Origin of the sequence: Paraglaciecola sp. 25GB23A (assembly GCF_040012495.1) — a bacterium.
Taxonomy (GTDB): Bacteria; Pseudomonadota; Gammaproteobacteria; order Enterobacterales; family Alteromonadaceae; genus Paraglaciecola.
In genome coordinates, this window is the sequence record NZ_JBDYKM010000001.1 from 626,253 (window position 1) to 649,849 (window position 23,597).

At 42.4% G+C, this 23,597-nt stretch carries 19 protein-coding genes; 11 read left to right on the top strand and 8 right to left on the bottom strand.

All coding sequences use genetic code 11. The features are described from left to right. Window positions 1–106: 106 nt before the first annotated feature. The gene (locus ABKW31_RS02720) at window positions 107–712 is read left to right on the top strand and encodes a peroxiredoxin C (RefSeq protein WP_348614665.1); all 606 of its coding nucleotides are present in this window, start codon (window positions 107–109) and stop codon (window positions 710–712) included. Window positions 713–773: 61 nt separating this feature from the next. Here ABKW31_RS02720 and rnt read toward each other — a convergent pair whose 3' ends face one another. After that, a complete protein-coding gene (gene rnt / locus ABKW31_RS02725; RefSeq protein WP_348614666.1) occupies window positions 774–1,400 on the bottom strand; it encodes a ribonuclease T in 627 nt (208 codons plus the stop codon). A 188-nt stretch (window positions 1,401–1,588) separates the two neighbouring features. On the opposite strand from rnt, the gene ABKW31_RS02730 reads away from it, so the two are divergent. Then, a complete protein-coding gene (locus ABKW31_RS02730; RefSeq protein ID WP_348614667.1) occupies window positions 1,589–2,467 on the top strand; it encodes an OmpA family protein in 879 nt (292 codons plus the stop codon). Window positions 2,468–2,498: 31 nt separating this feature from the next. On the opposite strand, the gene glpQ is transcribed toward ABKW31_RS02730, so the two are convergent. The 3 genes from glpQ to ABKW31_RS02745 all read right to left on the bottom strand — a co-directional run bounded on the left by glpQ (window position 2,499) and on the right by ABKW31_RS02745 (window position 4,811). After that, window positions 2,499–3,497: a glycerophosphodiester phosphodiesterase gene (gene glpQ, locus ABKW31_RS02735; RefSeq protein WP_348614668.1), complete on the bottom strand. Its 999-nt coding sequence runs from the start codon at window positions 3,495–3,497 to the stop codon at window positions 2,499–2,501. 16 nt (window positions 3,498–3,513) lie between these two features. Then, window positions 3,514–3,894 (bottom strand): lactoylglutathione lyase, encoded by a 381-nt coding sequence (gene gloA / locus ABKW31_RS02740; protein ID WP_348614669.1) that lies wholly within the window; start codon window positions 3,892–3,894, stop codon window positions 3,514–3,516. 212 nt (window positions 3,895–4,106) lie between these two features. Beyond that, complete coding sequence (locus tag ABKW31_RS02745; protein WP_348614670.1) at window positions 4,107–4,811, bottom strand: DUF445 domain-containing protein; 705 nt, start codon at window positions 4,809–4,811, stop codon at window positions 4,107–4,109. A 798-nt stretch (window positions 4,812–5,609) separates the two neighbouring features. Here ABKW31_RS02745 and ABKW31_RS02750 point away from each other — a divergent pair. Then, window positions 5,610–6,644, top strand: coding sequence for a PEP-CTERM sorting domain-containing protein (locus ABKW31_RS02750; protein ID WP_348614671.1), 1,035 nt, complete (start codon window positions 5,610–5,612; stop codon window positions 6,642–6,644). Window positions 6,645–6,740: 96 nt separating this feature from the next. Here ABKW31_RS02750 and ABKW31_RS02755 read toward each other — a convergent pair whose 3' ends face one another. The 3 genes from ABKW31_RS02755 to ABKW31_RS02765 form a co-directional block, all read right to left on the bottom strand. Beyond that, the gene (locus ABKW31_RS02755) at window positions 6,741–8,045 is read right to left on the bottom strand and encodes a tetratricopeptide repeat protein (RefSeq protein WP_348614672.1); all 1,305 of its coding nucleotides are present in this window, start codon (window positions 8,043–8,045) and stop codon (window positions 6,741–6,743) included. A 700-nt stretch (window positions 8,046–8,745) separates the two neighbouring features. Continuing rightward, window positions 8,746–8,847 (bottom strand): DUF1348 family protein, encoded by a 102-nt coding sequence (locus ABKW31_RS02760; protein ID WP_348614673.1) that lies wholly within the window; start codon window positions 8,845–8,847, stop codon window positions 8,746–8,748. A 96-nt stretch (window positions 8,848–8,943) separates the two neighbouring features. Continuing rightward, window positions 8,944–9,294: a DUF4870 domain-containing protein gene (locus ABKW31_RS02765; protein ID WP_348614674.1), complete on the bottom strand. Its 351-nt coding sequence runs from the start codon at window positions 9,292–9,294 to the stop codon at window positions 8,944–8,946. 494 nt (window positions 9,295–9,788) lie between these two features. Here ABKW31_RS02765 and ABKW31_RS02770 point away from each other — a divergent pair, with 494 nt between their 5' ends. The 5 genes from ABKW31_RS02770 to ABKW31_RS02790 all read left to right on the top strand — a co-directional run bounded on the left by ABKW31_RS02770 (window position 9,789) and on the right by ABKW31_RS02790 (window position 16,564). Next, on the top strand, window positions 9,789–12,311 hold the full coding sequence (locus ABKW31_RS02770) for an excinuclease ABC subunit UvrA (RefSeq protein WP_348615183.1): 2,523 nt from the start codon (window positions 9,789–9,791) through the stop codon (window positions 12,309–12,311). Between the two features lie 155 nt (window positions 12,312–12,466). Continuing rightward, window positions 12,467–12,790: a Fic family protein gene (locus ABKW31_RS02775; protein WP_348614675.1), complete on the top strand. Its 324-nt coding sequence runs from the start codon at window positions 12,467–12,469 to the stop codon at window positions 12,788–12,790. A gap of 203 nt (window positions 12,791–12,993) precedes the next feature. Further along, window positions 12,994–14,001: an SEC-C metal-binding domain-containing protein gene (locus ABKW31_RS02780; RefSeq protein WP_348614676.1), complete on the top strand. Its 1,008-nt coding sequence runs from the start codon at window positions 12,994–12,996 to the stop codon at window positions 13,999–14,001. Window positions 14,002–14,007: 6 nt separating this feature from the next. After that, the gene (locus ABKW31_RS02785) at window positions 14,008–15,135 is read left to right on the top strand and encodes a hypothetical protein (RefSeq protein ID WP_348614677.1); all 1,128 of its coding nucleotides are present in this window, start codon (window positions 14,008–14,010) and stop codon (window positions 15,133–15,135) included. An 823-nt stretch (window positions 15,136–15,958) separates the two neighbouring features. Then, complete coding sequence (locus ABKW31_RS02790; RefSeq protein WP_348614678.1) at window positions 15,959–16,564, top strand: outer membrane beta-barrel protein; 606 nt, start codon at window positions 15,959–15,961, stop codon at window positions 16,562–16,564. Between the two features lie 654 nt (window positions 16,565–17,218). Here the strand turns inward: ABKW31_RS02790 and ABKW31_RS02795 are convergent. Further along, window positions 17,219–18,052: a hypothetical protein gene (locus tag ABKW31_RS02795; RefSeq protein ID WP_348614679.1), complete on the bottom strand. Its 834-nt coding sequence runs from the start codon at window positions 18,050–18,052 to the stop codon at window positions 17,219–17,221. A gap of 362 nt (window positions 18,053–18,414) precedes the next feature. Here ABKW31_RS02795 and ABKW31_RS02800 point away from each other — a divergent pair, with 362 nt between their 5' ends. The 3 genes from ABKW31_RS02800 to ABKW31_RS02810 all read left to right on the top strand — a co-directional run bounded on the left by ABKW31_RS02800 (window position 18,415) and on the right by ABKW31_RS02810 (window position 23,534). Beyond that, window positions 18,415–19,131 (top strand): NYN domain-containing protein, encoded by a 717-nt coding sequence (locus ABKW31_RS02800; protein WP_348614680.1) that lies wholly within the window; start codon window positions 18,415–18,417, stop codon window positions 19,129–19,131. Between the two features lie 299 nt (window positions 19,132–19,430). Then, window positions 19,431–20,324 (top strand): nuclease-related domain-containing protein, encoded by an 894-nt coding sequence (locus ABKW31_RS02805; protein WP_348614681.1) that lies wholly within the window; start codon window positions 19,431–19,433, stop codon window positions 20,322–20,324. A gap of 69 nt (window positions 20,325–20,393) precedes the next feature. Continuing rightward, the gene (locus ABKW31_RS02810; RefSeq protein ID WP_348614682.1) at window positions 20,394–23,534 is read left to right on the top strand and encodes a DUF3427 domain-containing protein; all 3,141 of its coding nucleotides are present in this window, start codon (window positions 20,394–20,396) and stop codon (window positions 23,532–23,534) included. Window positions 23,535–23,597: the final 63 nt, after the last annotated feature.

Genomic DNA, 23,597 nt, shown 5'->3' on the forward strand with positions numbered 1-23,597 from the left:
AATAATTGTTTTTTATGCAAACGGACCAACATTAGCCAGTAAGATTTATTTGCTAAACTTAAATAAGCAAAACTAGCAGTTTGATAAAACCCAAAAGGAGAATGAAATGAGTGTATTAGTAAGTCGTCCAGCACCAGATTTTACTGCCGCGGCCGTATTAGGCAGTGGTGAAATTGTAGAAAACTTCACATTAAGCGAAGCCATCAAAGGTAAAAAAGCCGTTATCTTCTTTTATCCTTTAGACTTTACCTTTGTTTGCCCTTCTGAATTAATTGCTTTTGACAAGCGCTATGCAGAATTCCAAAAGCGCGGTGTTGAAGTCATCGGTGTATCAATTGATTCACAATTCAGCCATAACGCATGGCGCAACACTGCTATCAATGACGGTGGTATTGGTCCAGTAAAATATACTTTGGTTGCTGATGTTAAACATGAAATTTGCCAAGCATATGATGTTGAGCATCCAGATGCCGGTATCGCTTTCCGTGGTTCATTCTTAGTCGATGACAAAGGCGTTGTGCGTCACCAAGTAGTTAATGACTTACCTCTTGGACGTAACATCGACGAAATGTTACGTATGGTTGATGCCCTAAACTTCCACGAAGAGCACGGTGAAGTATGCCCTGCCGGTTGGACTGAAGGTAAAAAAGGCATGGTTGATAGCCCTGCTGGTGTGGCGAGTTACTTATCAGAAAACGCTGATAGTCTCTAAACATAATTGTTAATAAAAAAACCGCTTAATAGCGGTTTTTTTATTTAAACAAGGCGTTAAATTAATCTGACCCTAAGCCACCTAAGACTTTCCATTTATTGACGATATAACAAAATAGCTCTGCCGTTTTTTGTGTATCGTAAAGGGCTGAGTGAGCTTCTTTCTGATCAAATTCAATTCCCGCAGCCATACAAGCTTTGACTAATACTGTTTGACCTAGGGCAAGGCCAGCCAGTGTTGTGGTATCAAAAGAAACAAAAGGGTGGAAAGGCGTGCGTTTAATATTGCTGCGCTCGATAGCGGCATTGACAAAACCTTGGTCAAAAGCGGCGTTGTGGGCGACTATCACTGATCGTTGGCAATCTGCGTCTTTTTGCTCTTTGCGAATGTCTTTACATAATTCTTTCATGGCTTCAGATTCATCGATTGCACCACGTAAGGCGCAATAGGGATCGATGCCATTAAAGTCCAGAGCAGCTTGTTCCAAGTTAGCCCCGACAAACGGTTCTACATGATGGTGAAACGTCTTGTCGGGATGCAGGAATCCGTTTTCATCCATTTTTAATGTAACGGCAGCAATTTCTAACAATGCATCGGTTTTTGCATTAAATCCTGCGGTCTCAACATCAACTACAACGGGGAAATAACCCCGAAAACGATTTTTTATTAAACAATGTGACTCAGACATGTAAACCTATGGACGTGTGAAGTGGCGAGATTATGACAATTAACCGGCAAGGGTGCTAGTGTAAAAGCCTTTTACAAGTGACAAATACTCAGTCAGTATTAAGTTTATTACTCAAGCTAACGCAATTATGGCTAAACAATTAGTCGTTTAGGTCGATAAAAAGGCACAGAAGTGAGGGCGTTAATGACATGAAAACGAATACTCGAATAGGCTTATTGTGGCTTTGCGTCGTGCTGGTCCCTTTGAATTCCTGGGCTGCCCTACGACAGTACTCAGCAAAAATCGAATCATCTAGTTGGCAATTGAAAAATCCTAACCGGCTACAATGCTCCTTAGTACACGGTTTACCAGGTTACGGTGAGGCCATTTTTACCAGTATGGCATCAAAGCAACTTAATATGGAATTTGAGTTAGATATGCTGCAATTGCCTAAAACCTATGGCGTCGCTGCAGTGTATTCGGTGCCACCTAAATGGATGCCCGGACAGGCGTCTAAAACCATCGCTGATATGACTATTCGTAAACAATACAATGGTGATTTACCCGAGCAAGCGGCGTGGACAATGTTGTCTGAACTCGAAAAGGGTTATTGGCCAACCCTCTATTATCAAGATTGGTATAATCAATATGATCAAGTGGCAGTGGGTTTAAACGCCAGTAATTTTACACTGGCCTATCAGCAATTTGCGCAATGCGTGGCCAACTTGTTGCCCTATAGTTTTGATGATATCGCCTATACCGTATTGAATTTTGAATTTGGCACCACAGAACTAACTAAATACTCAAAACAGCGACTGAGCATGATTGCCGAATATTTAAACGAAGACCAAGACTTAGAGCTGGTTTTAGTGGATGGTTATACCGACAGTTATGGCGCTTCGGGTATTAACCAAAAAGTATCTATCGAGCGCGCAGTAGAGGTTAAATCGTTTTTTAGTAACCTCGGTGTGCCAGCCGAGCGAATTGATGTGACAGGCCATGGGGAACGCCGACATATTTCGCCCAATACTAACGAATCGACCCGGGCTTTAAACAGGCGTGTCGTGGTACGCATGTCAAAACCCTAAATCAATCGTAGTTTATGGTGTAAAAAATCCCTTAGTTGGGATTTTTTGCTTTTTGCTCATCTAAAAAGGTAACGACCGTATCAGTAAAATCACTGAACAAGCCATCTACTTTAACTTGATTAAACAGCACAGAGAGTATCTGCTGTGACGTTACACCCGGCGGAAGGGCATCTTGTCTAAAGGTATAAGGATGTACTTGTAAACCCGCTTGATGGGCGTCACTCACCAAAGAAGTGGCTTGACCCGCCTTTAGATCAAATACTTGAGGCAACCATGGGCCTATGCCTTGCGCATATTTAGCCACCTCAGCCAACATCGCTGGTGTTTGCAGGGCAGTGTAATCTGTATCTGCTTCGCCCCAACTATTATCGCCAATTAACTGAATAAGTTTGACCTTAGCGCCTAACTCGCTGCGTAAACGTTTTATTTCAGCAAAATCAAAACATTGCACGTAAATAGCTTGGTTGGCATCGTCTAGTCCATACTCTCGCAACATTTTCAGCACAATAAGACTTATATCGACGCCTTGTTGTTGATGCCACGCTGGCGACTTAATCTCTGAGTAATAACCTACTTGACGCTCGAATTGCCGATTAAGCTGAGCAATCAGTTCGAGTTCTTCTGCAAAGGTCGCTATTTTAAAGCTTGCCTTGCCTTGGTAGCGATTAGCAAAAACTTGCGTGCCGTCTAGCTCTCGTCTTTCATGCACATCTAATGTTTTAAGTTCAGCAAGCGTAAAATCTAAGGCGTAAAAACGACCGTCTTCGCGATGGCGCTGAGGATATTTGCTCGCCACATCTGTCACGGTATCTAAATGAATATCATGCAGTACCACTGGGACTAAATCTTTACTTAGGACTAAATCTTGTTCAATAAAATCGGCGCCTTGCGCAAATGCCAGGGTCGCCGCTTCTAAAGTATGCTCAGGTAAATAACCCGAGGCACCACGGTGGGCAATAACAAGTGGCTGAGCTAAACATGTCGCCATAAAACTGCTGGCTAACAATAAACTTAATAGGCGTAACTTCATTATTTAAACCTTAATTTTAGTCTGCAATTAATTCAATGGCGTAACCATCTGGGTCACGCACAAAAGCGATAACCGTGTTACCACCCAATACGGGTCCTGGTTTGCGGTAAACATCCGCACCTAACTTTTCAAGTTTGGCGCACAAACCATAAATATCATCAACACCAATAGCAATATGCCCATAGGCCTTGCCCATATCGTAGGATTCTGTACCCCAGTTATAGGTAAGCTCTAACACGGTAGTGCAACTTTCCTCTCCGTAACCTATAAAGGCTAGCGTGTATTTATATTCGGCATTTTCACTTTGGCGAAGTAACTGCATACCCAACATTTCAGTGTAAAAATTGATTGAGCGCTCAAGGTTGCCCACGCGCAACATAGTGTGAAGTAAACGCATAATGTGTCCTTTGGTGTTAATTTAATAATCGCTTAGCATCGCATTTTTAATATATTTTTGCGACCTAAGACGCATGAATCGACTCATACTCTTGGTATTTTTACATTAGGTTTGTGACAATCTAAGGTCAGCGTTAATCAACGTTTATATAAATATTCAGAAGACGCAGAGAGTAACCATGCTCTGCGTCAAATATAGCCCAGAAACACTGATTAAAATGATAATACCGCTGCCACTAAACCAATTAAACCGCCAAACACGCCGCCCCATACCACTAACCAACCTAGGTGCTGTTGAATCATTTTTTGCACGATTTCTTTAACCATTTGTGGTGTCAGTTCGTTTAGGCGTTGCTCAACAATATTGCTAATTTTAACTTGCATTTCATCTTGGACGTCGGCTTGTTTAAGTTCATCAGTAATTAAAGCCATAAAGGCCGGATCGTCGGCAATCTCTTGTAAAGACACCAGCATCTTATCCATAAAGGGTTGTTTGAGAGGTTCAAGGGCTTGTACGCCACCAAACATGCCGAGCATTTGACCAAATGACGAGGCTTGGATCACTGCCACCAATGAATCAAATGTGGGGGCTAAATCAACTTTCTCTAAAATAGGTTTTAAATTAAAACTCTTAGACTGGCCGCTATCAGCCATAAAACGCTGAATATTTTCGCTGGTAAAAAACTGCTCCATGATGAGATTACGGATGCCGTTTTTAAAATCTTCAAAGTGCTGCGGAATAACCCCAGAGCCATACAAACCAGGCACTTTTTCAAACAACATATGCACGGCTAACCAATTGGTGATGGCACCCGACAGGGCAAACAAGCCCACAGTTTTTACCATGTCATTATTTAGCCCAAAGCCCAACAAGGTTAAAAACAAGGCTAATCCGTTGGTGATAATACTTTTATTCACTCTCTTCTCCGTATCCATTTTTTCAAACAGATATTAATTCAATTACAAGGACAAATTTTAGCCGCGAATGCTAGCGCAATTCGTCAACAAATAGCAGTCAACTCAACATATTATTTGTAGTAAAAAATTCAAGCACTAACTAAAACTTATTTGTTGATTAAGGCTGTTAGTTAGCTAACTGGGGGTAATTATGGCATCGATTCAGATCTTAGACTTGAATGTTGGAAGCATAAATAGATTAAGTCACGACAGATGTCAGGTGCAATCTTTGTTAGCAAAATTAGTACAGGCTCACTCGGGGCGACTGAATTCAGTCGACCACGGCAGTCTCAACAGGCGCCAAGGCAAGTTTGATGATACCCCTAGCCAGATCTCCAGTAAAAACAAACTATCTGCAGAACAAATGCCCATACGACAGTGCTGTCGTATAACTTAAATATCTTTTTGTAATTCGGTCGTCTCTGACTGCAAAAAAACCGCATGTTTTTTGAATCTATTTTGTAAATTTCGGTGAGCATTTGTGTATAAAAGTGCTAAAAACTCCGCAAGAATGTGTCAGGATATTTTACACTTTCTGCGAGGTTGACGATTAACCACTGGTCGTACCTCGGTTAAATATCAATCATTTTCAATTCTTTATAAATACTGTCAAAAAAATGGCACTTATCTTGATAGGTTCTGCCGAAGCAAATATCGCTGCTTGTGTAAGTAATCTGTCTCCATCCGCCTCTAGGCGACACGTTTGCTCTGCGATGGCCGCACATTAAATTGGGGCTGTGACACTATAAGGATTTTGGCATGAAAACAAAATTTATTGGCTCACTTGCAGCGTTGGTTACTGTCTGCACTCTGAGTCCTCCCGCACTGGCCGACTTGGTCCCTGCAGGCATATGGAATGGAACTGTCGGCTTGAGTGTCGATGGAATTGGTGGTAACGGCACAGGTACAATTGGTAATGTTCAGGCAAGTATCCCTGTCACTGCCACAGTATTGCAAGCTTATCTTTACAGTGCTGGTACGCCGTACCCTTTTTACCCCAATAGCCCCCAAACGCTGGCTGACTATAATAATGCAGGTATTACCCTCGCGGGCCAAGCGGTAAACAATTTTGATACTTTGGTGGGCGCTACCAGTACCCGAGCCGATATTGGTCAATGGTTCACTGCTCGCGCTGACGTTACTACTCTTGTTCAATCTTTACTCGGCGGCGGACCTGATTATTCTTGGGCCGTGGGTGAGGGCTCAATAACAAATCGACTAGACGGTGAGATACTGGCTATTGTGTACAGTGATGCTAGTTTAGCTGTTGGCAGCGTAGCATTATTAGACGGTGGACAAAACACGAGTGGTGAAACGACAAATGTGTTCTTCGGTTCCCCCCTTGATACTAGTTCACCTACTTTCGCGGCGGAATTAGGTTTAGGAATTTCATTCAGCTGCTGCGGTCAGGCGTCTAATGTCAGCATTAACGGAAATTTATTGTCTAGTAATGCTGGCAATTTTGATGATGGCTTGGATCAAACTGACGGGAGTCTTATCACTGTTGGTGGTTTAGGTGATACAGCTTCTAACCTTCAGAGCTACGCAAATGATGGGGAGCTTTACGACCTGTCGTCGTTTCTTAATACTGGCGACACGAGCTTCTCGCTTTTCACCAGTAATCCTACTAATGATGACAATATTTTCTTCGCCAGTCTCTATCTTAATGGTGAAATAAGCGGGATAAATAATCCGCCACCTCCAGGAAATCCTGTACCAGCACCCGGTACGTTATTGCTGATGGCGGCAGGTCTTGGACTGATGAACCTGACCCGTCGTAACAAAAAAATCTAACATTCTTGTCAATACACAGTTGTGTAAACAGCGTCACTTCGTGGCGCTGTTTATTTTTTCATGACTCAGCGTTGATTCACATTAATACTAGTCGTACTACTCTAGCTCTGTTAAAAGTTTCTTCGCCGCATCAACTTCTGGAAATACTTCACTGATAGCAAGTGCTTGTTGCAAGGCTGCTGTCGCTTCAACGTTGTTTCCGATTTTGGCATAGGCAAAACCGAGTCGATACAAAGTACTCGGACGGGGCGTTCCTCTTGTTGTAGCCTTCTGCAAGGCCTGTACGGCAAGTTGATTTTCTCCGCGCGCAATGTAAACCGAACCGAGTGTGTCATACAGATTCGCTGAATCTGGCGAAATTTCAATGGCTCTTTTAATCCATCGAAGTCCATTATCTAGCTGTTCATGGCGCTCAACGGCCATCCATGCGAGATTGTTGTAAGCGTTATAAAAATTTGGATCTAAGTCGACAGCTTTTTCATATGAGTCTTCGGCTAGTGCCCATTTTTTCTGTGTGTAATAAACGGTCCCCATATTGAATTGTGTCATCGCATTGGTCGGTTCAAGCTTTGCGACGGTTTGATAATCGACAAGTGCCAACGACAATTCACCTTTTGCTACATGCACGTCACCTCGCTCTAGCATTGCAGGCACATAATTTTTACTGACCTTAAGCGCTCTATTGAGAGCGATAAGCGATTCGTCAAACCTGCGTTGGGATGCATACAAGCGCCCTAGAAGGTGCAAAGGTAAAGGGTTTCCTTTTGCGTTTTGGGCGGCCAAATTATATTGATCTATTGCAGATTGAATATCACCTTGTACCGCCAGTGAGGCCGCCAAACCTAAGTGAGCAAGTACGTGATCTTTCTGCAGACTAATGGCTCGACGATAGGCACTCTCAGCCTTCTTGGGGTCATTTAAACCTTTTAGGTAAGTGTCGCCTAAATCTATATGTAAACGTGGTTCTTTAGGAGTGATTTTCAGGGCTTGTTTAAAGCTAACTTCAGCCTCTGCAAAATTACCTTGAAGGAACAAGTAACGACCCATGGCGCGAAATGCGATCTCATTTTCAGGTTCTATTGCTATTGCTTTTTCGAGCAAGGGCTCGACCAGCGGCCACTCTTGTCGATGCATCGCTACTTCGGCTAAACCTATATAGGGTTCAGCTGATTTCGGATCAATGTTACCCGCTTCATCAAATGTTCTCTCTGCTAAATCCAGAGCACCTTCACTTAAAGCCTTGTATGCCAATGTTAGGCTATCCGCTAGAGGGCCTGAAACAATAGACTTGGCAGGGGGATTATCACGCAGAATAAGTATCGCTTGCGCTGTTGGTACAAAAAATAAAATCGCGCTAGAGAATGCAATAAATAAAAGTATGGTACGCGACAGCCTAAACATATTGACACCCTCATAGCGTTAAAAAAAGAACATTCTTATATTGATAGTTTATAAAAATAATCTCTTGGCTAAAACCACCTAGTCGAATTTAGCATATGTTAGATATTAACTCTTAGGTGTTGATTAGACCGCGTGTTAGCTAAAACAGACCATTTTTCGTAACCAGCAAATATGTTGCCTCATATTTTTACTATTTGCACCTCATTGATATCATTTATAACAAGGATAAACTGAAATTTTAGTTAATGATTTTTGCTAAAAAAGCTCAATGATGTGCGCTAGTAAATATACTCAATCGTTTTTTGACTGTTTGTATAAATATCAAAGGGTAAAAATTTCAAAATGCTGTTTGTCACGTTGATTACATGTCTAAACAACAACCGGACGGCTTAAAATTTAAATCCAAATAAGTTTATTTAGTCAGCAAAGAGTGCCTAGTACAATTAACGGGTGAGGTTCGTTCAATCCGCTACGCAATTAATATTCGCGAGTAGGGCACTTTTGAATGACGGACTCTGCCTTTTGGGGCTCGATAAATATAATATTTCACTTGTGCTTAACTCCCACAGAAGCTAATCGCAAAATAACTTTTCCTCTGGTGGAAAACTATAAACCCAATTGTGTCAATCCGGGATGGTCATCCGGGTGTCGACCTGTTGGCCATTGAAATTTACGTTCATTAGCCTTAATGGCTAAATCGTTAATACTGGTGTGGCGCTGGGTCATTAAACTGCCAGTTTTCGTTACCGTGTGAGCGAAACCAATTGCCGTTAATGTCTTGCCATTTGTAAAACAATCGCAATGAAAGCCTATTTTTTTAGATACACGACAACACATTTCATCGTCTCTGTTGGCTTCGGCTTAGTCCAACAGAGGCAATTCAGCAACTTGCTGGTGTTTAAAAAAACCAGCTTGTAGGGTTTTCAACAGGACGTTCTTCATCAAGTGCTTTCATACCTTTGACTGCGCGAACAATTAGCCAAATTACCCAAAATAAGAAGATAAACCATCCAATCAAGATGACAAATAAAAGTGTTCCTAAGAACATATAAAACGCCCCAATCCAAAAGGTTCTAATCTGGAATTGGTAATGAGTTTTTAGCCAGTCAGGTGCATCATCTTTGTTAATGTAAGCCATGACCACACCAACTATCCCTGTTATGCCAAAAACCAAACCCACTAAATAAAGTATATAAACAAGTTTAGCGGTGTCTTTACTTGGCTTTTTGCTTTGTGTTACTTCATTCATCTGTTAACTCTCCTTTAATTGTGATGAATTTCCCCTCGATAGCTTAAGGGATAAATGGCCGTCATTCTATCAACATAACCATATGTTTGCTTTGAATGAGTCTTTTTTGCCTATGTTTATTGCTATTTTTTGTTGCTACTGGCAAACCATCTTTGTAGTTAAATGCTGCCTATTAGCGGCGGCATTCCATCTTCGGGTACGCCTTGTTAGCACACCCTGTTTTTTGTTTTTTTGCCGAATTATCTCTGATTAAACGGAACAATGTATCTTCACAGTTGCGGGCCAAATAGCTGGGACTCTAAAGTCCCTCGCCCGGCATCACGGGCAAGTGTGACGCATTTCTGTTACCCTTGGTGAATTCAAAAGCGCACTAAAATGCTTAAAAATGGCGTGCATGGGTGTCGTCATAGCGCTGCTTTTTGAGCCATTTTTTACTTTATACCCTCAAAATTGCACGAAGCATTTTATCGCTAAACATCAAAGGAGAGCCAACAATCATTCGAAAAAAAGCTAAAGATATACCCTGCGAGCCTGAGCACTGTATTCAGGTACGCGGTGCACGCGTGCACAACTTGAAGAATATAGACATTGATTTACCGCGCAATGCACTGGTGGTTTTCACAGGCATCTCTGGCTCGGGAAAGTCTTCACTGGCCTTTGGTACCTTGTTTGCCGAATCACAACGTCGTTATCTCGATTCGGTATCACCTTATGCCCGTCGATTGATTGATCAAGTTGACGAGCCTGATGTTGACTCAATCAACGGATTGCCGCCAGCAGTAGCACTGCAACAACAACGAGGAACGCCTTCTGTTCGTTCATCGGTGGGCAGTGTGACGACGATTTCTAATGCCCTGCGTATGCTTTATTCCCGAGCGGGGCAATATCCCCAAGGTCAGAGCATATTATATGCAGACGCGTTTTCTCCCAATACACCTCAAGGAGCATGTGCTCGATGTCATGGCATAGGGCGCGTGTTTGAAGTAACTGAAAAACTGCTTGTGCCCGACGATAGCAAAACCATTCGAGAACGGGCCATCGCAGCGTGGCCACCTGCATGGCAAGGTCAAAACTTGAGTCGCATACTGGTATCACTCGGCTATGACATCGATACACCGTGGAACAAACTACCGAAAAAAACACGGGACTGGATCCTATTTACCGATGAGACCCCAGAAGTGCCCGTGTTTCCAGAATACAATTTTGCCCAAACCCATGAGGCCATTAAAAATGGGGAAGAGCCCCATTACATGGGCACCTTTGCCAGTGCCAAACGCTATATTCTGAAGTCTTTTGCCACCACCCAAAGTCCTCGCACTAAAAAACGCGTTGCCCAGTTTATGCAAATTTCCCAATGTCCTGACTGCAAGGGCAAAAAACTGCAACAACAATCGTTGTCGGTAAAGTTTGCCGGTCTGGATATTGGTGAGGTATCGCAACTGACACTCACCGAGCTAGCTCAATTGCTGCGTGACGCCGCCAATACAAAACCGGCCGACAATATGCACAATCGAGAAAAAGTCATTATCGCGCAGCGCATTGCCAGCGATATTCTCGCTCGGGTAGAGGCTCTTACAACGCTTGGCCTAGGTTATTTGTCGCTTGAACGCAGCACGCCCACCTTGTCGCCTGGTGAGCTTCAACGTCTGCGACTCGCAACCCAGATCCGCTCGCAACTGTTCGGCGTGGTGTATGTGTTAGACGAGCCCTCGGCAGGCTTGCATCCGGCCGATACACAAGCATTATTGGGTGCGCTGGACGAACTCATCGTCGCGGGTAACTCGGTCTTTGTGGTTGAACATGATGTCAGCGTTATTCGCCATGCAGACTGGATAGTCGATGTTGGGCCAGATGCCGGCACACATGGCGGTGAAATTATTTACAATGGTCCCATAGAAAGCTTGCGTGAAGTCAACCAATCTCATACCCGTCGATATCTTTTTAGCAGTGATACCGCAGTAAAACATGCACCGCGACAGCCTAAGGCGTGGTTAAAGGTGGCAGGGGTTGAACGCAATAATCTGCAAGGTTTAGATGTTGAGTTTCCGCTTGGTGTCATGACTACCGTGACCGGTGTATCGGGCTCGGGTAAGTCGAGTTTGGTGAGTCAAGCACTTGTCGAACTGGTTAGCTCTGCACTGGGCGTTAATACCAGTGACGATTTGCCTACTGATGAGGCCGAGTTGCTGGAACGAGAACTTGAAACATCGACGGGCGGCACTATTGTTGACGGCATGGCGCACGTTCGACGCCTAGTGACGGTTAATCAAAAGCCTATAGGTCGCACACCGCGTTCAAACCTAGCCACTTACACCGGTCTGTTTGACCACGTGCGAAAGTTGTTTGCTGCAACAGCTAAAGCCAAAGCGCGGCGTTATGACGTCGGTCGTTTTTCATTCAACGTGGCCAAAGGGCGTTGCGCCAACTGTGACGGAGTCGGCTTTGTCAGCGTTGAATTGTTGTTTTTACCCAGCGTTTATTCACCTTGCCAAGTATGCCGCGGGCAGCGCTACAACAACAAAACCCTTGAGGTCACTTACCGAGCCAAAAACATCGCACAAGTGCTTGATTTGACGGTGGAGTCAGCCAAGGAATTTTTTGTAAATGAAGCGCCAGTATTGCGTGCATTAGAGGCTTTATTACAAGTTGGGCTGGGCTACCTGCGACTGGGTCAGCCAGCAACCGAGTTGTCGGGCGGCGAAGCGCAACGGATCAAGCTTGCAAGCGAACTTCAGCGTTCACAACGGGGCGACACCCTCTACGTGCTCGATGAGCCTACAACCGGCCTACATCCAGCAGATGTATCGATGTTGATGTCGCAATTAAATGATCTGGTTGACGCAGGCAACACCGTCATCATGGTTGAACACGATATGCAGGTGGCCAGCAACAGCGACTGGCTTATTGATATCGGCCCAGGCGCGGGGGATGAAGGCGGGCTAGTGGTTGCCCAGGGTCAACCGGCAGAAGTAGCCAAGTCGAAGGCAAGTCGAACGGCCCCTTTCTTGGTTCTGTAATCAAGCCGCCAAGCTTTTAGCAGAGGGCTGCAGCCCTATGCTAATTTCAGTGACTATTCAAAATTACAGTTTACCTGTTTACCTAGTTGTCAACGTTATGCAAAACACAATATTCCGAATTAACAAATTAGTTAAATCGCAAAGTGTGGCTTATTTTGAGTTTGAAACTCAATAAACCTGAATTATTTGGCACTTTAGGCCCGAAAAAGGTAAAGCCGACCCCGGCGGATCACGAATTTCAGCTTGTTGATTGGAAGATACAACAGCTTGTTTCTAAATTTTCTGGTGTATTAAGTCGAGCAGAGATCCAAGTTTTACTTGAACTCAAAGAAGCGGAGCATCTACGGCAAGGGTATATTTTACCTGCCCTTAATTTAGGTTATCTTGAAATGACCTTGCCCGATAAGCCATCAAGTAAGCTGCAAAAGTATCGATTGACTAAAATTGGTAAAAATTTGCAACTACATATAATGAGTTAAAGTCTCGGATACGAGTTCTAGTCAGGGCATATATCAAGTAAATACTGGCAACAAGTTGCACAAGGTTTAGGGATCAGCCGAGCCGAGCAGGTAATCAACTAACACGCATTTAATGTTTAGAATCACTTGGAAATATTTATAATGGGTGTTCATATAAATATTCTTATCCATAGTTCAGATTAAACAGTGCAGAGTGACTCAAAATGAAACTAGGTCGAAACGATCCTTGTTCGTGCGGTAGTGGCAAAAAATACAAACGTTGCTGTATGGATAGCACCTCAAAACAGCATGCAGAAATGTGCGATGACATAGTGCACACGGCGGCAATGAATCCTAAGCTTAGTCTTGATGAGCTAAACCTTGTTGCTCAACATAAAATAACAGAACAGAATAATCGGCCCCGCGCTGATTTTTGTGGCCTATCATCAAGCCAATTGTCCAACTGGCTGTATGCGCCGTTTAGCGAATTGGCTAATGTGACGATCAACATACCGAATAATTTATCAACCAGCCCAGTAATGCGTTATTTGGCGTTGATATTAGATGAAGCCATGCAGCAGGATGGCGCTTTTAAAGCTACCAGCAGAGGTAACTTACCGGCAAAACTAGTAAAAAAAGCCAGTGATGTATTGCCTGAGTTTGCTGTTGCTCAGTATGAAACTGACCCCAGCATTAGTGAATACACCGGCATCAACGAAGATAAGTTTAACGCGCTACATTACACTCGCATCTTAGCCGAAATTGCGGGGATTATGGTCCAAAAAAACGGGCATTTTCAGGTTAAAAAAACGGCGCAAAAGCAGTATCAAGCCCATGGTTTGCAAGCCTTTTTCTTACCCATGCTTGAGGCCGCAATTACTAAGTACAACTGGGGCTATTTTGATAGCTGGAAAGAGAATGGTGATTTACGCACCTTCTGGCTATTTATGTTGTGGCGGCTGCAAAGCCACGGGGCTATTGATAAATTGATAGAAGAAGTAGCAGTCGCCTTTCCTGATTTACTTCGCCAGTTTCCCAGCGATGAGTACTACGCACCACAAGAGCAGCTCGGTATTCGTATTGAGTCACGTTTTATAAAACGTTTTTTACAGTTTTGGGGTTTTATTACCGTTGATCCAAAACGCTTTGCTGGCAAAGAACGCTTACCGAGAAAAGCCAACATACAGCCGCTGCTGATACAAACCTTTCAATTTACTTTTAAGGGGCAATAAGGCCGCATGAGCGAATATCAATACTATCGATTTGAATCCGTGGACGGTTATTTAGATACCTCACAGCGGGCGGCATTACGAGTCATTTCAAGTCGCGCTGACATTACCGCCAGGTCTTTTCGGGTTCACTATAATTATAGTGGCCTAAAGGCTGAGCCCGTTGATGTTGTACTCAATTATTTTGATATTGGGTTTTATTATGCAGATTGGGGCTCTATTGATGCCTACATTAAACTTCCACTGGGCACCATACCCGACGAACTTTTGCAGACGAGAAACCCCAACTTCCAAATAGTTGAAACTGACGAATGGCTACTGTTAATTTTTTCACTAGAAGAATATGGCGACTACTTTGAAGATGAAGATGCAGACAATTTTTTTCAATATTTAGCCTTGCTTCGCGCAGAATTGATGCAGGGCGACTGGCGATTGTTGTATTTTATGTGGCTTCAAGAGTTAGATTATAACGAAGAGATCGCGCCCATTCCGTTGATTAATTTTAACTTCAATAACGTAAGTGAAGCCCAGCACGCATTTGTTAGTTTGTTTGATATTCCCTTAGGATTGGTTAAGGCGGTTTCATTGGTTTTAGATGAGAAACCAAGCCACCATGCTCAGCACGTTCAGCTTGATGCACAAGCTTGGCTCAAGCAACTTTCTGGAGAAGACAAAAATACCTTATTAGTGGCGCTATTTGAGTTAGGTCAGTTATCGCGTAATCAGGCGCTAGCAATGACTAGAAAACAGCAAGAACGCGAAAAATTTGTCTATAAATATTGGCTAAATGCGACAGTGCTGCAGCCTTACACAGTTATTGCCGAGCAACAATTAAAGCATGAACAAGCCATTGCACAAGCCAAAAAGCTCGCTGCGGAAAAAGCCGCAAAAGAAGAAAATTTGACTCAAGTCTATAATAAGCGCGATTTGATTTGGCAAAACGCAGAACAACAGTCTTCACGAGCTTGCGCTAGCGGTTACGACAATGCGTATAACTACCTGCATCAATTAGCTGAGGCGTATCAGTTCAAAACGGAACAGGCCGCGTTCGATATTCGCTTTGAACGTTTTGTCATAAAACATCAAAGTAGAAAAGCGCTGATAAAAAGGCTAGAGAAATTACGGACGGCTCAATAGAATCCTGGTTTCTGAGGCATTGTCTTGTCATCTTTTTTGAGTGACGGGCCAATTGCCTTGTCACTTTACTTTTAAACGCGCCAAAAAATGTTATTTAGATCATTTTTATGCGCATTAAAATGTAAGTCTAAACACTTTTATGCGCCAATAAGTGTTTTATACCCCGTCAAATTCTAATCCACCTGCCTGTGATGAAGTTAAAGCAGTGATGGATGTTTGTAAGAAGCACGTATCACAAAATGCATTTGCTGTGGCTATTGTTATGTCTTGGATAAATACGGTATTTCATCGGCTTTGACCCCGCAGTTCGTTGACCCCGCAGTTCGGGCATGCACTTCGTTCATCAAGCATTCGCGTTGCTCACATCATCCCGCGCGGCGTCCGCTTGATGTTCTTCGTCCAGCATCCCTGCTGGGCGATTTACTTTTTCCCAACAGCCGCAAAAAGTAAACCAAAAGGGCCGCGCTCCGGCCAAGTGCTATTTCCTGCGCGACTTGCCTAATAAAGGTCGCAACTCCGTTGTGGCAATGATTTGTTCCCTACAAGCATTGCTCAAATGGCGTCCCGCGCGGCGACCGCCTGCCATTTGCCCTTTATTAGCCTACGTTGCTCGGCGAACTTGGAGTCGCGGGTAAGTCAAAAGCGTGGCTACGCCACAACAATAAACTTGCGACGCACGTAAATTGACTATGACCCCTTTTATTTCATATATGTCCTGTTAAGCCTTATTCTGTTTAGCTTTTTTGACAACCCCAACTGCCAAATATATACTCCCGCCGATTTTTCAGTTTATGAAAAAGTTATCACACATTAAAGGAAATATATGAGATTACAAACAAGTGCACTTGCAATATTTTTGTTGGTCGCCCCGGCACTTAGCTTGGCAAAATCCCCGGATTGGAATTTTGCAGAGCTGAGTTTAGTTGCAATAAGTACTGAAGAAGACGTGCCATTCAATCACCCAACTGGCCCGGAATTTGAGGGCGCTTTTTTAGTATCTAAAACTGCATTTGTATCAGTTAGTTTCAGTTCATTGTCTGACGAAAATTCTGGTGTTGAATATGATGTCAATCGATTGAGTCTCGGCATTGGCTATCGCTATGCTATTACTCGTAAAACGGATTTTTACGGTCAAGTTTCTTATGAAAATGCAGAGCTTAAAGCCTCTCGCGATTTATATATGCAAACTTTTAAGCGCAGTTCGTCTGACAGTGGTTTTGGCCTAGCTGTTGGATTACGCAGTCGTCCATTCAAACCATTTGAAACAAACCTCGGTATTGAATACGTTAACATTAGTGATGATGGCGAAACACAAGTTGTCGCTTCTGGACATTTGTTTTTTACTGATAATTTCGCAGTAGGTCTTAAGATTGAAGGTCTTGATGACCTAAATAAGATAGGCCTATCGTTACGTTACGTGTTCAAATAATTACTTAATTTACTAACGCCGGGGTCGTTCGGGGTCAGAGCCGATGACGGTTCAGTGATAAAGTTGTCGTGTACTTAAATAGTATAGAGGCCCACGCTGCTAAGGTTAAAAATCAGCGGCGCAGGTTCATCGGCACTAACCTTGAATAATCCGTTATGGCTGTGCCAGTTTATGCGCTGCGCTTATCAAGCATGTGCTTCGCACACAGAGCATTCGCGGTGCTCACCGTCATCCCGCGCGGCGTCCGCATGACGTTTTTGTCTCACATCCGTGAGAGCCAGTTACTCTTTCTTCTGCAGCCAAGAACAGAGTAACCAGAAAGAGGCCGCGCTCCGGCAACGCTCTTCATCCAATTTTAAGTGAATTAAGCAGGCCGTTTTTAGCCGTTCCCGACGGCGAAAAACTCAATTGGCTATCCATGCCAATTGACCTACTGAATTAACATAAAATTGGCGAGCCTTGAGTCGCGGGTAAGTCAAAAGCATCGGCAGTGCCGAGTAAAATTAAAAGCAGTAGATAGAAACTAGTAGATACAAGTAATTAACTTGGGTGTCCTGATATCTTTCTTAATCCACCACCCTGTGACGAAGTTAAAGCCGTGATGGATGTTTGTAAGAAGCTCGTATCACAAAATGACAACAAAGGTTCAGCTAATTAAGAATCACTTTGATCATAGCCAAACCACTTTTTCAGGTGTTTGCGCACTAAAAACAGGAGCACGCCAAACAGTAAAGCTAATAACGCAGCCCAAAATTCAGTAGCTTTAGCCCAAAAAATATCGATAAAACCTTGCTTTCGCTGCTCATCTATTAGAGCTTCGTTTACCACAACATTAACACTCAAGGTATTTGCAGTTTTCGGAATAGCAGGGCCTGAGCAGTTTTCTGTATTGAATAAATTCACCGTGGCGCTAACGATAAAGTCACCCGCGTTTTTAGCTGTTAAATAAAATTTCACATCAACCCCAGATGGGTGCAGCAATAAACATTTTGATGTGACAGGTGATACCTCAAAATCCGGTGCGTTGGCCTCTACTAAGGCATATGCACCGGCTGCAATAATGTCAGACTCAGCAATGTTCATGGTACTGACTGGCGCAGGTTTAAATGCCTCATTGCCAATCCAAACGTTGAGCAAGCCTTTGTTGCCCGGTAGTTGCAGATGTTTAGAGCCCGATACCACAACGTGGTAAAACTCAAGTTTGGCATTAGGTTCATTCGCTTTAGTTTGGGGTAAAGGCGTTGTTGGATAATTCGCAATGACGTGAGGCTGCAATATAATAGGTTCTGGCTTACTTGATGCTGGTGGTGGCGGAGACATTATAGGTTCAGGCATTGGCGGCGAGGGTTCTGCGGGGGCAGGCGTCATCGGTTCTGAGGGTGATGGCGCTGCAACTGGTTCAGGTTTTCCGCAGGCAACAAGAGTCACTAGTACTAACAGCAAACCAATAACTCTAAGTCCACTTATAAATATATAACTTAGAGGCATGTCAACTCCCTATGATTTATCTTAACTAAGTGCTTTGATGCTAGTTTAATTTTTGTACAGAAACAAGCTTGTGAATTTCTGTTTTTCATAATGTAAGTTGTTATTGCTTTGACCAAGCAGTCGGTTTTTTCATGGGGAATTTTTCGTACTTGGGTTCATTAGTTTTGACTTAGTTTAAGTCGTTACTATTTGGCTGGAGCTGGCAATTAGCTTATAAAATCAAATATATGTACGGGCAGAGTGGGACTTAAATAATGAGTATTATTGAGTATACTTTGAGTTAATTAAAACAATTGAATTTGACTATTTGATTATGCTTATATTCACTGGAGAACTTAATCGAAGTAAAGGAAGCGAATTTAGTGAAAGAAAAGGAAAAAATTGCATTATTCATCGATGCCGATAATGCCCCTGCTGCAAAAATAGGTATCATCCTCTCAGAGCTTGCTCACTATGGTGTTGTCAATATTCGCAAAGCTTATGGTAATTGGAAAAGTCCCAACATTAAATCATGGGAAGATGTTCTCCATGAGTTTGCTATTCAACCCATTCAACAATTTGATTTAACCAAGGGTAAAAATGCAACAGATATTGCACTAGTAATCGATGCAATGGATATCTTGTATACAAAAAATATCGATGCAGTTTGCTTGGTGTCATCTGATTGTGATTTCACGCCACTCGTCACCAGAGCATTAGCTGACGGTAAATTTGTAATAGGTTTTGGTGAGCGCAAAGCGCCACTGGCATTCGTGAATAGTTGTTCTAAATTTCTTTATCTAGATGATGAACAATATGATGAAAAACCAGTTCAACCTCCTAAACCATCAATCAAGAGTGATTCAAAATTGATGAATCTCTTACGTCAGGCAATTGAAGCATCTGAAGACGACGACGGCTGGGCGAATTTGGGCACCATAGGCAAACATATCTCTAACTATGCTTCTTTTGATCAAAGAAACTATGGATTTAAAAAGCTAAGCGATCTTTTTACGGCAATTGATTTGTTTGAAGTTAAGCAGAAAAATGGTTCAGGTACTTGGGTACGCGATAAACGGAAAGTAAAAACTGTAAAGTAAAAAGGTGCTCATATTGCAAATACAGTATGCACTCTGTGAACTAATGTTGTTCAAGCGACTTCATTCTAAATGAGAGAAGCAGTAATAAATTTATTCGTTAATTGCTTAGTTAGTAAATACAAATTGGTGTTTTTACATATTTTGATCTGAGAATTTCAAACTAGATATTATTTCAGGAAGGAGTACTTTACTAACCAATAGCAAATAGGTATCTTCGACTTCAAGCATTATTGCAACAATCTCAAGGAAATCAGTATTTTAACTTCACACCCTTTAATCATTAATAACACCCGTACATTATGAGTGTTTTTAGCGGATTATTGCTGCCTCTTTCAATTTTTTTGCCAATGTTCTTGGCTGTTTCGGTTTTAAATTTGGTATTAAAAATAGTAAGCCATAATAAGCGTTTACCTTTTGATGTGAGCACCAGTCGCCGAATTCCTGGTCAAAGTTTATTAGCTGAGTTTAACGACTCAACTGCTGATTTATATAGTCACTTAATTATGCTGATTCTGCTTTTTAATTTTCCGTTTATACAGTTAGGGATTTATGACTTGTTAGGGAGAGAAGCCCCAAGTAACTGGCCAATATTCCCTTTAATGGTGTTAGCAATACTCTATTTTGTTTTTAAACTTTTTAGAACAGCAAAACATCGGACTAACCTGCGGTTAGGTTTAGAAGCTGAGTGGGCTGTGTCTCTTGAATTACATGACATTGAGGCTTCTAGCTATAAAATATTTCACGATATTCAATGTGATAAATTCAATATCGATCATTTGGTTGTCGGTCCGAATGGTGTATTTGCTATCGAAACTAAAGGAAGGAGAAAACCAAATAATTCAAAGACTGCTGATGCTAAATCAAAAGAACATATAGTTAATGTGAATGGCAAGGTACTAGAATTCCCTAATTACAACGACACCAGTATTGTTGAACAGGCAATTAGACAAGCTACGTGGGCGACAAATTGGTTAAGTAATGCAACGGGTGAACAAATAATTGTGAGTCCTGTTGTTACGATTCCCGGTTGGTACATTAAAGCAATCACTAAACCTTTTGTACCCGTTATAGCTACAAAAACGTTAAGTTCGCAGGTACCTCGGTTAGTTGGTCAACGGCTGAGCTCTGAGCAAATCTCACGTATCGTATATCAAGTAAAACAGAAGACTTTACGTGTTGATGATCTAATTTAATTGATAATTCCTGTGTGATTTTTTTTAAGTTATCCTGGGCTTAAACATCAATATCTTAAAAGGATTTTAATGAAGCAAATCGGAATATATGAACAGCTAATTACGCAATTAGTTGAGCAGCGCTTAGATCGAGAATCCTTTTATGTTGGCGATCGTTTGTTGGAGGCTGGGGAAGCTGCGACATGGTTATCTCGTTTCTTGACCCGCATTATCGAGATTGCAATGGACTCAGTGCCCAATGGTGATCTGAGAATTGTCGAGCAAATCAATCTCGCAAATACCCTAGTTAAATGGCTTAGTGACCATATCAACGATCATGAGCTTATTTGTGAAAACCTCATTGATAGTCAAGGTAAAATTCTTACAGCAATATTTGATAAATCAAACCCAGTTGCAGCGGACTTGCCTAAGTATGTTGAATCAATAATACCCCTAACAGGTCTCACTCAAAGTGAGCTCTTTTGTGGCAGTAATGCTGGTTTGTCTCTTGAAGCTGAACTCAAAAGAGAAATCTTATCTGCTGACAAAATCTACTGGTTGGTGTCGTTTATCAAATGGGCAGGTATTCGTATTTTTCGGCGCGAGCTTGAAGAGTTCACAAAAAGCGGTCGTGAGTTAAAAGTCATCACAACCTCTTATATGGGTGCGACGGATGCCAAAGCAGTTAAGTATTTAGCTAGCCTTCCTAACACCGAGGTGAAACTAAGTTACAACACTGAGCGTGAGCGATTGCATGCTAAAAGTTATCTTTTCTTGCGGAATACTGGTTACCACACAGGATATATCGGCTCTTCAAATTTATCTCATTCAGCCCTAACAAATGGTCTTGAATGGAACCTAAAGATCACCTCGCAAGAAATTCCACATATTATTTATAAATCCCTCAGTACTTTCGAAACTTACTGGGCATCAAATGAATTTGAGACATTTAGTGGTGATGTGCTTAGTGTAGAGAAGTTAACACGTGCATTAAGGCAACAAAAAGGTGATGGCGATAATAATGTATCGCACTTTTTCGATATTAACCCTTTTCCTCATCAAAACGAGATTTTAGAACAGTTGTCCGTTGAGCGGAGCGTGCATAAGCGGTTCCGAAATCTGGTGGTTGCTGCAACAGGAACGGGTAAAACATTAATTTCGGCGTTTGATTTTGCACGATTTTTAAGAATCAAACCGAATGCGAATTTTTTGTTTGTGGCGCATCGAGAAGAGATTTTAAAGCAAGCTCGATCTGCCTATCGCGGAGTATTACGTAACGGAGCTTTTGGGGAATTATGGGTAGGCGGTCATACGCCAGCGCATTACCGTCAGTTATTTGTTTCAATTCAAACATTAAACAACCAACTCGAACAGCTAAAACTGACAGCAGATTTTTATGACTATATAGTCATTGATGAAGTACACCATATTGCTGCAAGCAGCTATCGCTCGGTATTAGCACATTTTCAACCTAAAATTTTACTCGGTTTAACGGCAACACCAGAGCGCCATGATGGTGGCGATATTTTGAGTGATTTTAGTGGCGTTATTGCCGCGGAAATTCGTTTGCCTGAGGCGATTAATCGTCACCATCTTTGCCCATTTCAATACTTCGGTATTGATGACGAAACTGACTTAAGCAACATTTCATGGGGTAGAGGGCGTTACGATATTGCTCAACTAACCAATCTGTATACTCATAACCAAAATCGTTTCGATAAAATCCTTTTAAGTTTGCAAGAAATTATCACTGATCTCAGCAATATGCGGGCATTAGCCTTTTGTGTGAGTCGCGAGCACGCAAAATATATGGTTAAACAACTATTACTCAAAGGTATTAAAGCAGACGTCCTAACCAGTGATAACAGTGACGAGCGACAACAAAAACAACAAGCAATTCGTTCGGGGCAGATCAATATACTGTGCGTAGTGGATATTTTTAATGAAGGGGTCGATATTCCCGAAGTGGATACCTTGCTGTTTTTACGTCCAACTGAAAGTTTAACCATTTTCTTACAGCAACTTGGCCGAGGCTTGCGATTAGCAGAGGGCAAAGAGTGTTGTACCGTATTAGATTTTGTCGGTAATTCACGCCCTGAATATGATTTTGCTAATAAATTTCGAGCGTTAGTAGGTAAAAGTAATCGAGCAATAAGTGATGAGATAAAAAATGGGTTTCCACATGCGCCTCTCGGTTGTCGCATAGAGCTTACTAAACGTACTCAAGAGTTGGTACTGCGTAATATCAGGCAAGCATCGTTGAACTTAAATCGTATTATCAGCATGATCCGGCAGTATCCGCAGCACTCTGATTTACCGTTAACCTTAACAAACTTTCTAATCCATCATCCCCATATTAATTTGAATGAGCTTTATAAGCGCGGAAGTTGGACTGATTTGGTGGCCAAAGCGCAGGATCAAGTGAATGAAAATACACCTGATGAACAAATTCTGGAGTTACTTAAAAAAACGATTCGAAATCGTATTCTGACTTGCGACGATTACAGCTATCTACAATTTCTAAAACAGCTTTGCCAGAAGGATTTCAGGCCGTTAAATATGGCAGGCCGACAGGCGTTAATGTGCCATTATGACTTCTGGCAAAAAACAGGACCTGAGGCGGGCTTCGATTCGCTCGAAGGAAGTTTGAGTAAACTCCATCAGTTGGGTATTGCCGAAGAACTCTCTGCGGTGTTGGATTGGCAGTTAGCACAAGCTAAACACCAGCAGCCTTTGATGGCCGACTTGCCAAATGTGCCGTTGCGATTACATGCTCGTTACGCTCGTGAGCAAATTCTTATTGGATTTGGCGCGACAATATTTGAACGTCAAGCGCCAGCACGAGAAGGTGTGTTTGAAATAAAAGAGCAAAATATTGAATTGCTGTTTGTGACTTTAGATAAAAATGAGAAGCAGTTTTCACCGACAACCATGTATCACGACTATGCCATCAATGAGCATTTATTCCATTGGCAATCGCAAAACAGCGCGCGACCAGAACGCGGTAAGGGTCTGAGTTATATACAGCATCGTGAAACAGGAAAACGGCTATTTTTATTTGTTCGCGAGCAAAGCAAAGACGAATACGGTCGTACCATGGGATTTGTTAACTATGGCGAAGTGGAGTACGTAAAACACAGCGACTCACAACCGATGAACGTTACATGGAAGCTACTTGAACCTATGCCTAACTTTATGTGGCAGCAAGCAGCTAAATTAGCAGTTGGGTAACCCTCACATGCCACTTGCGAATACGTATTAAATCCATCCACATAGCTAGCACAACACCAAAAA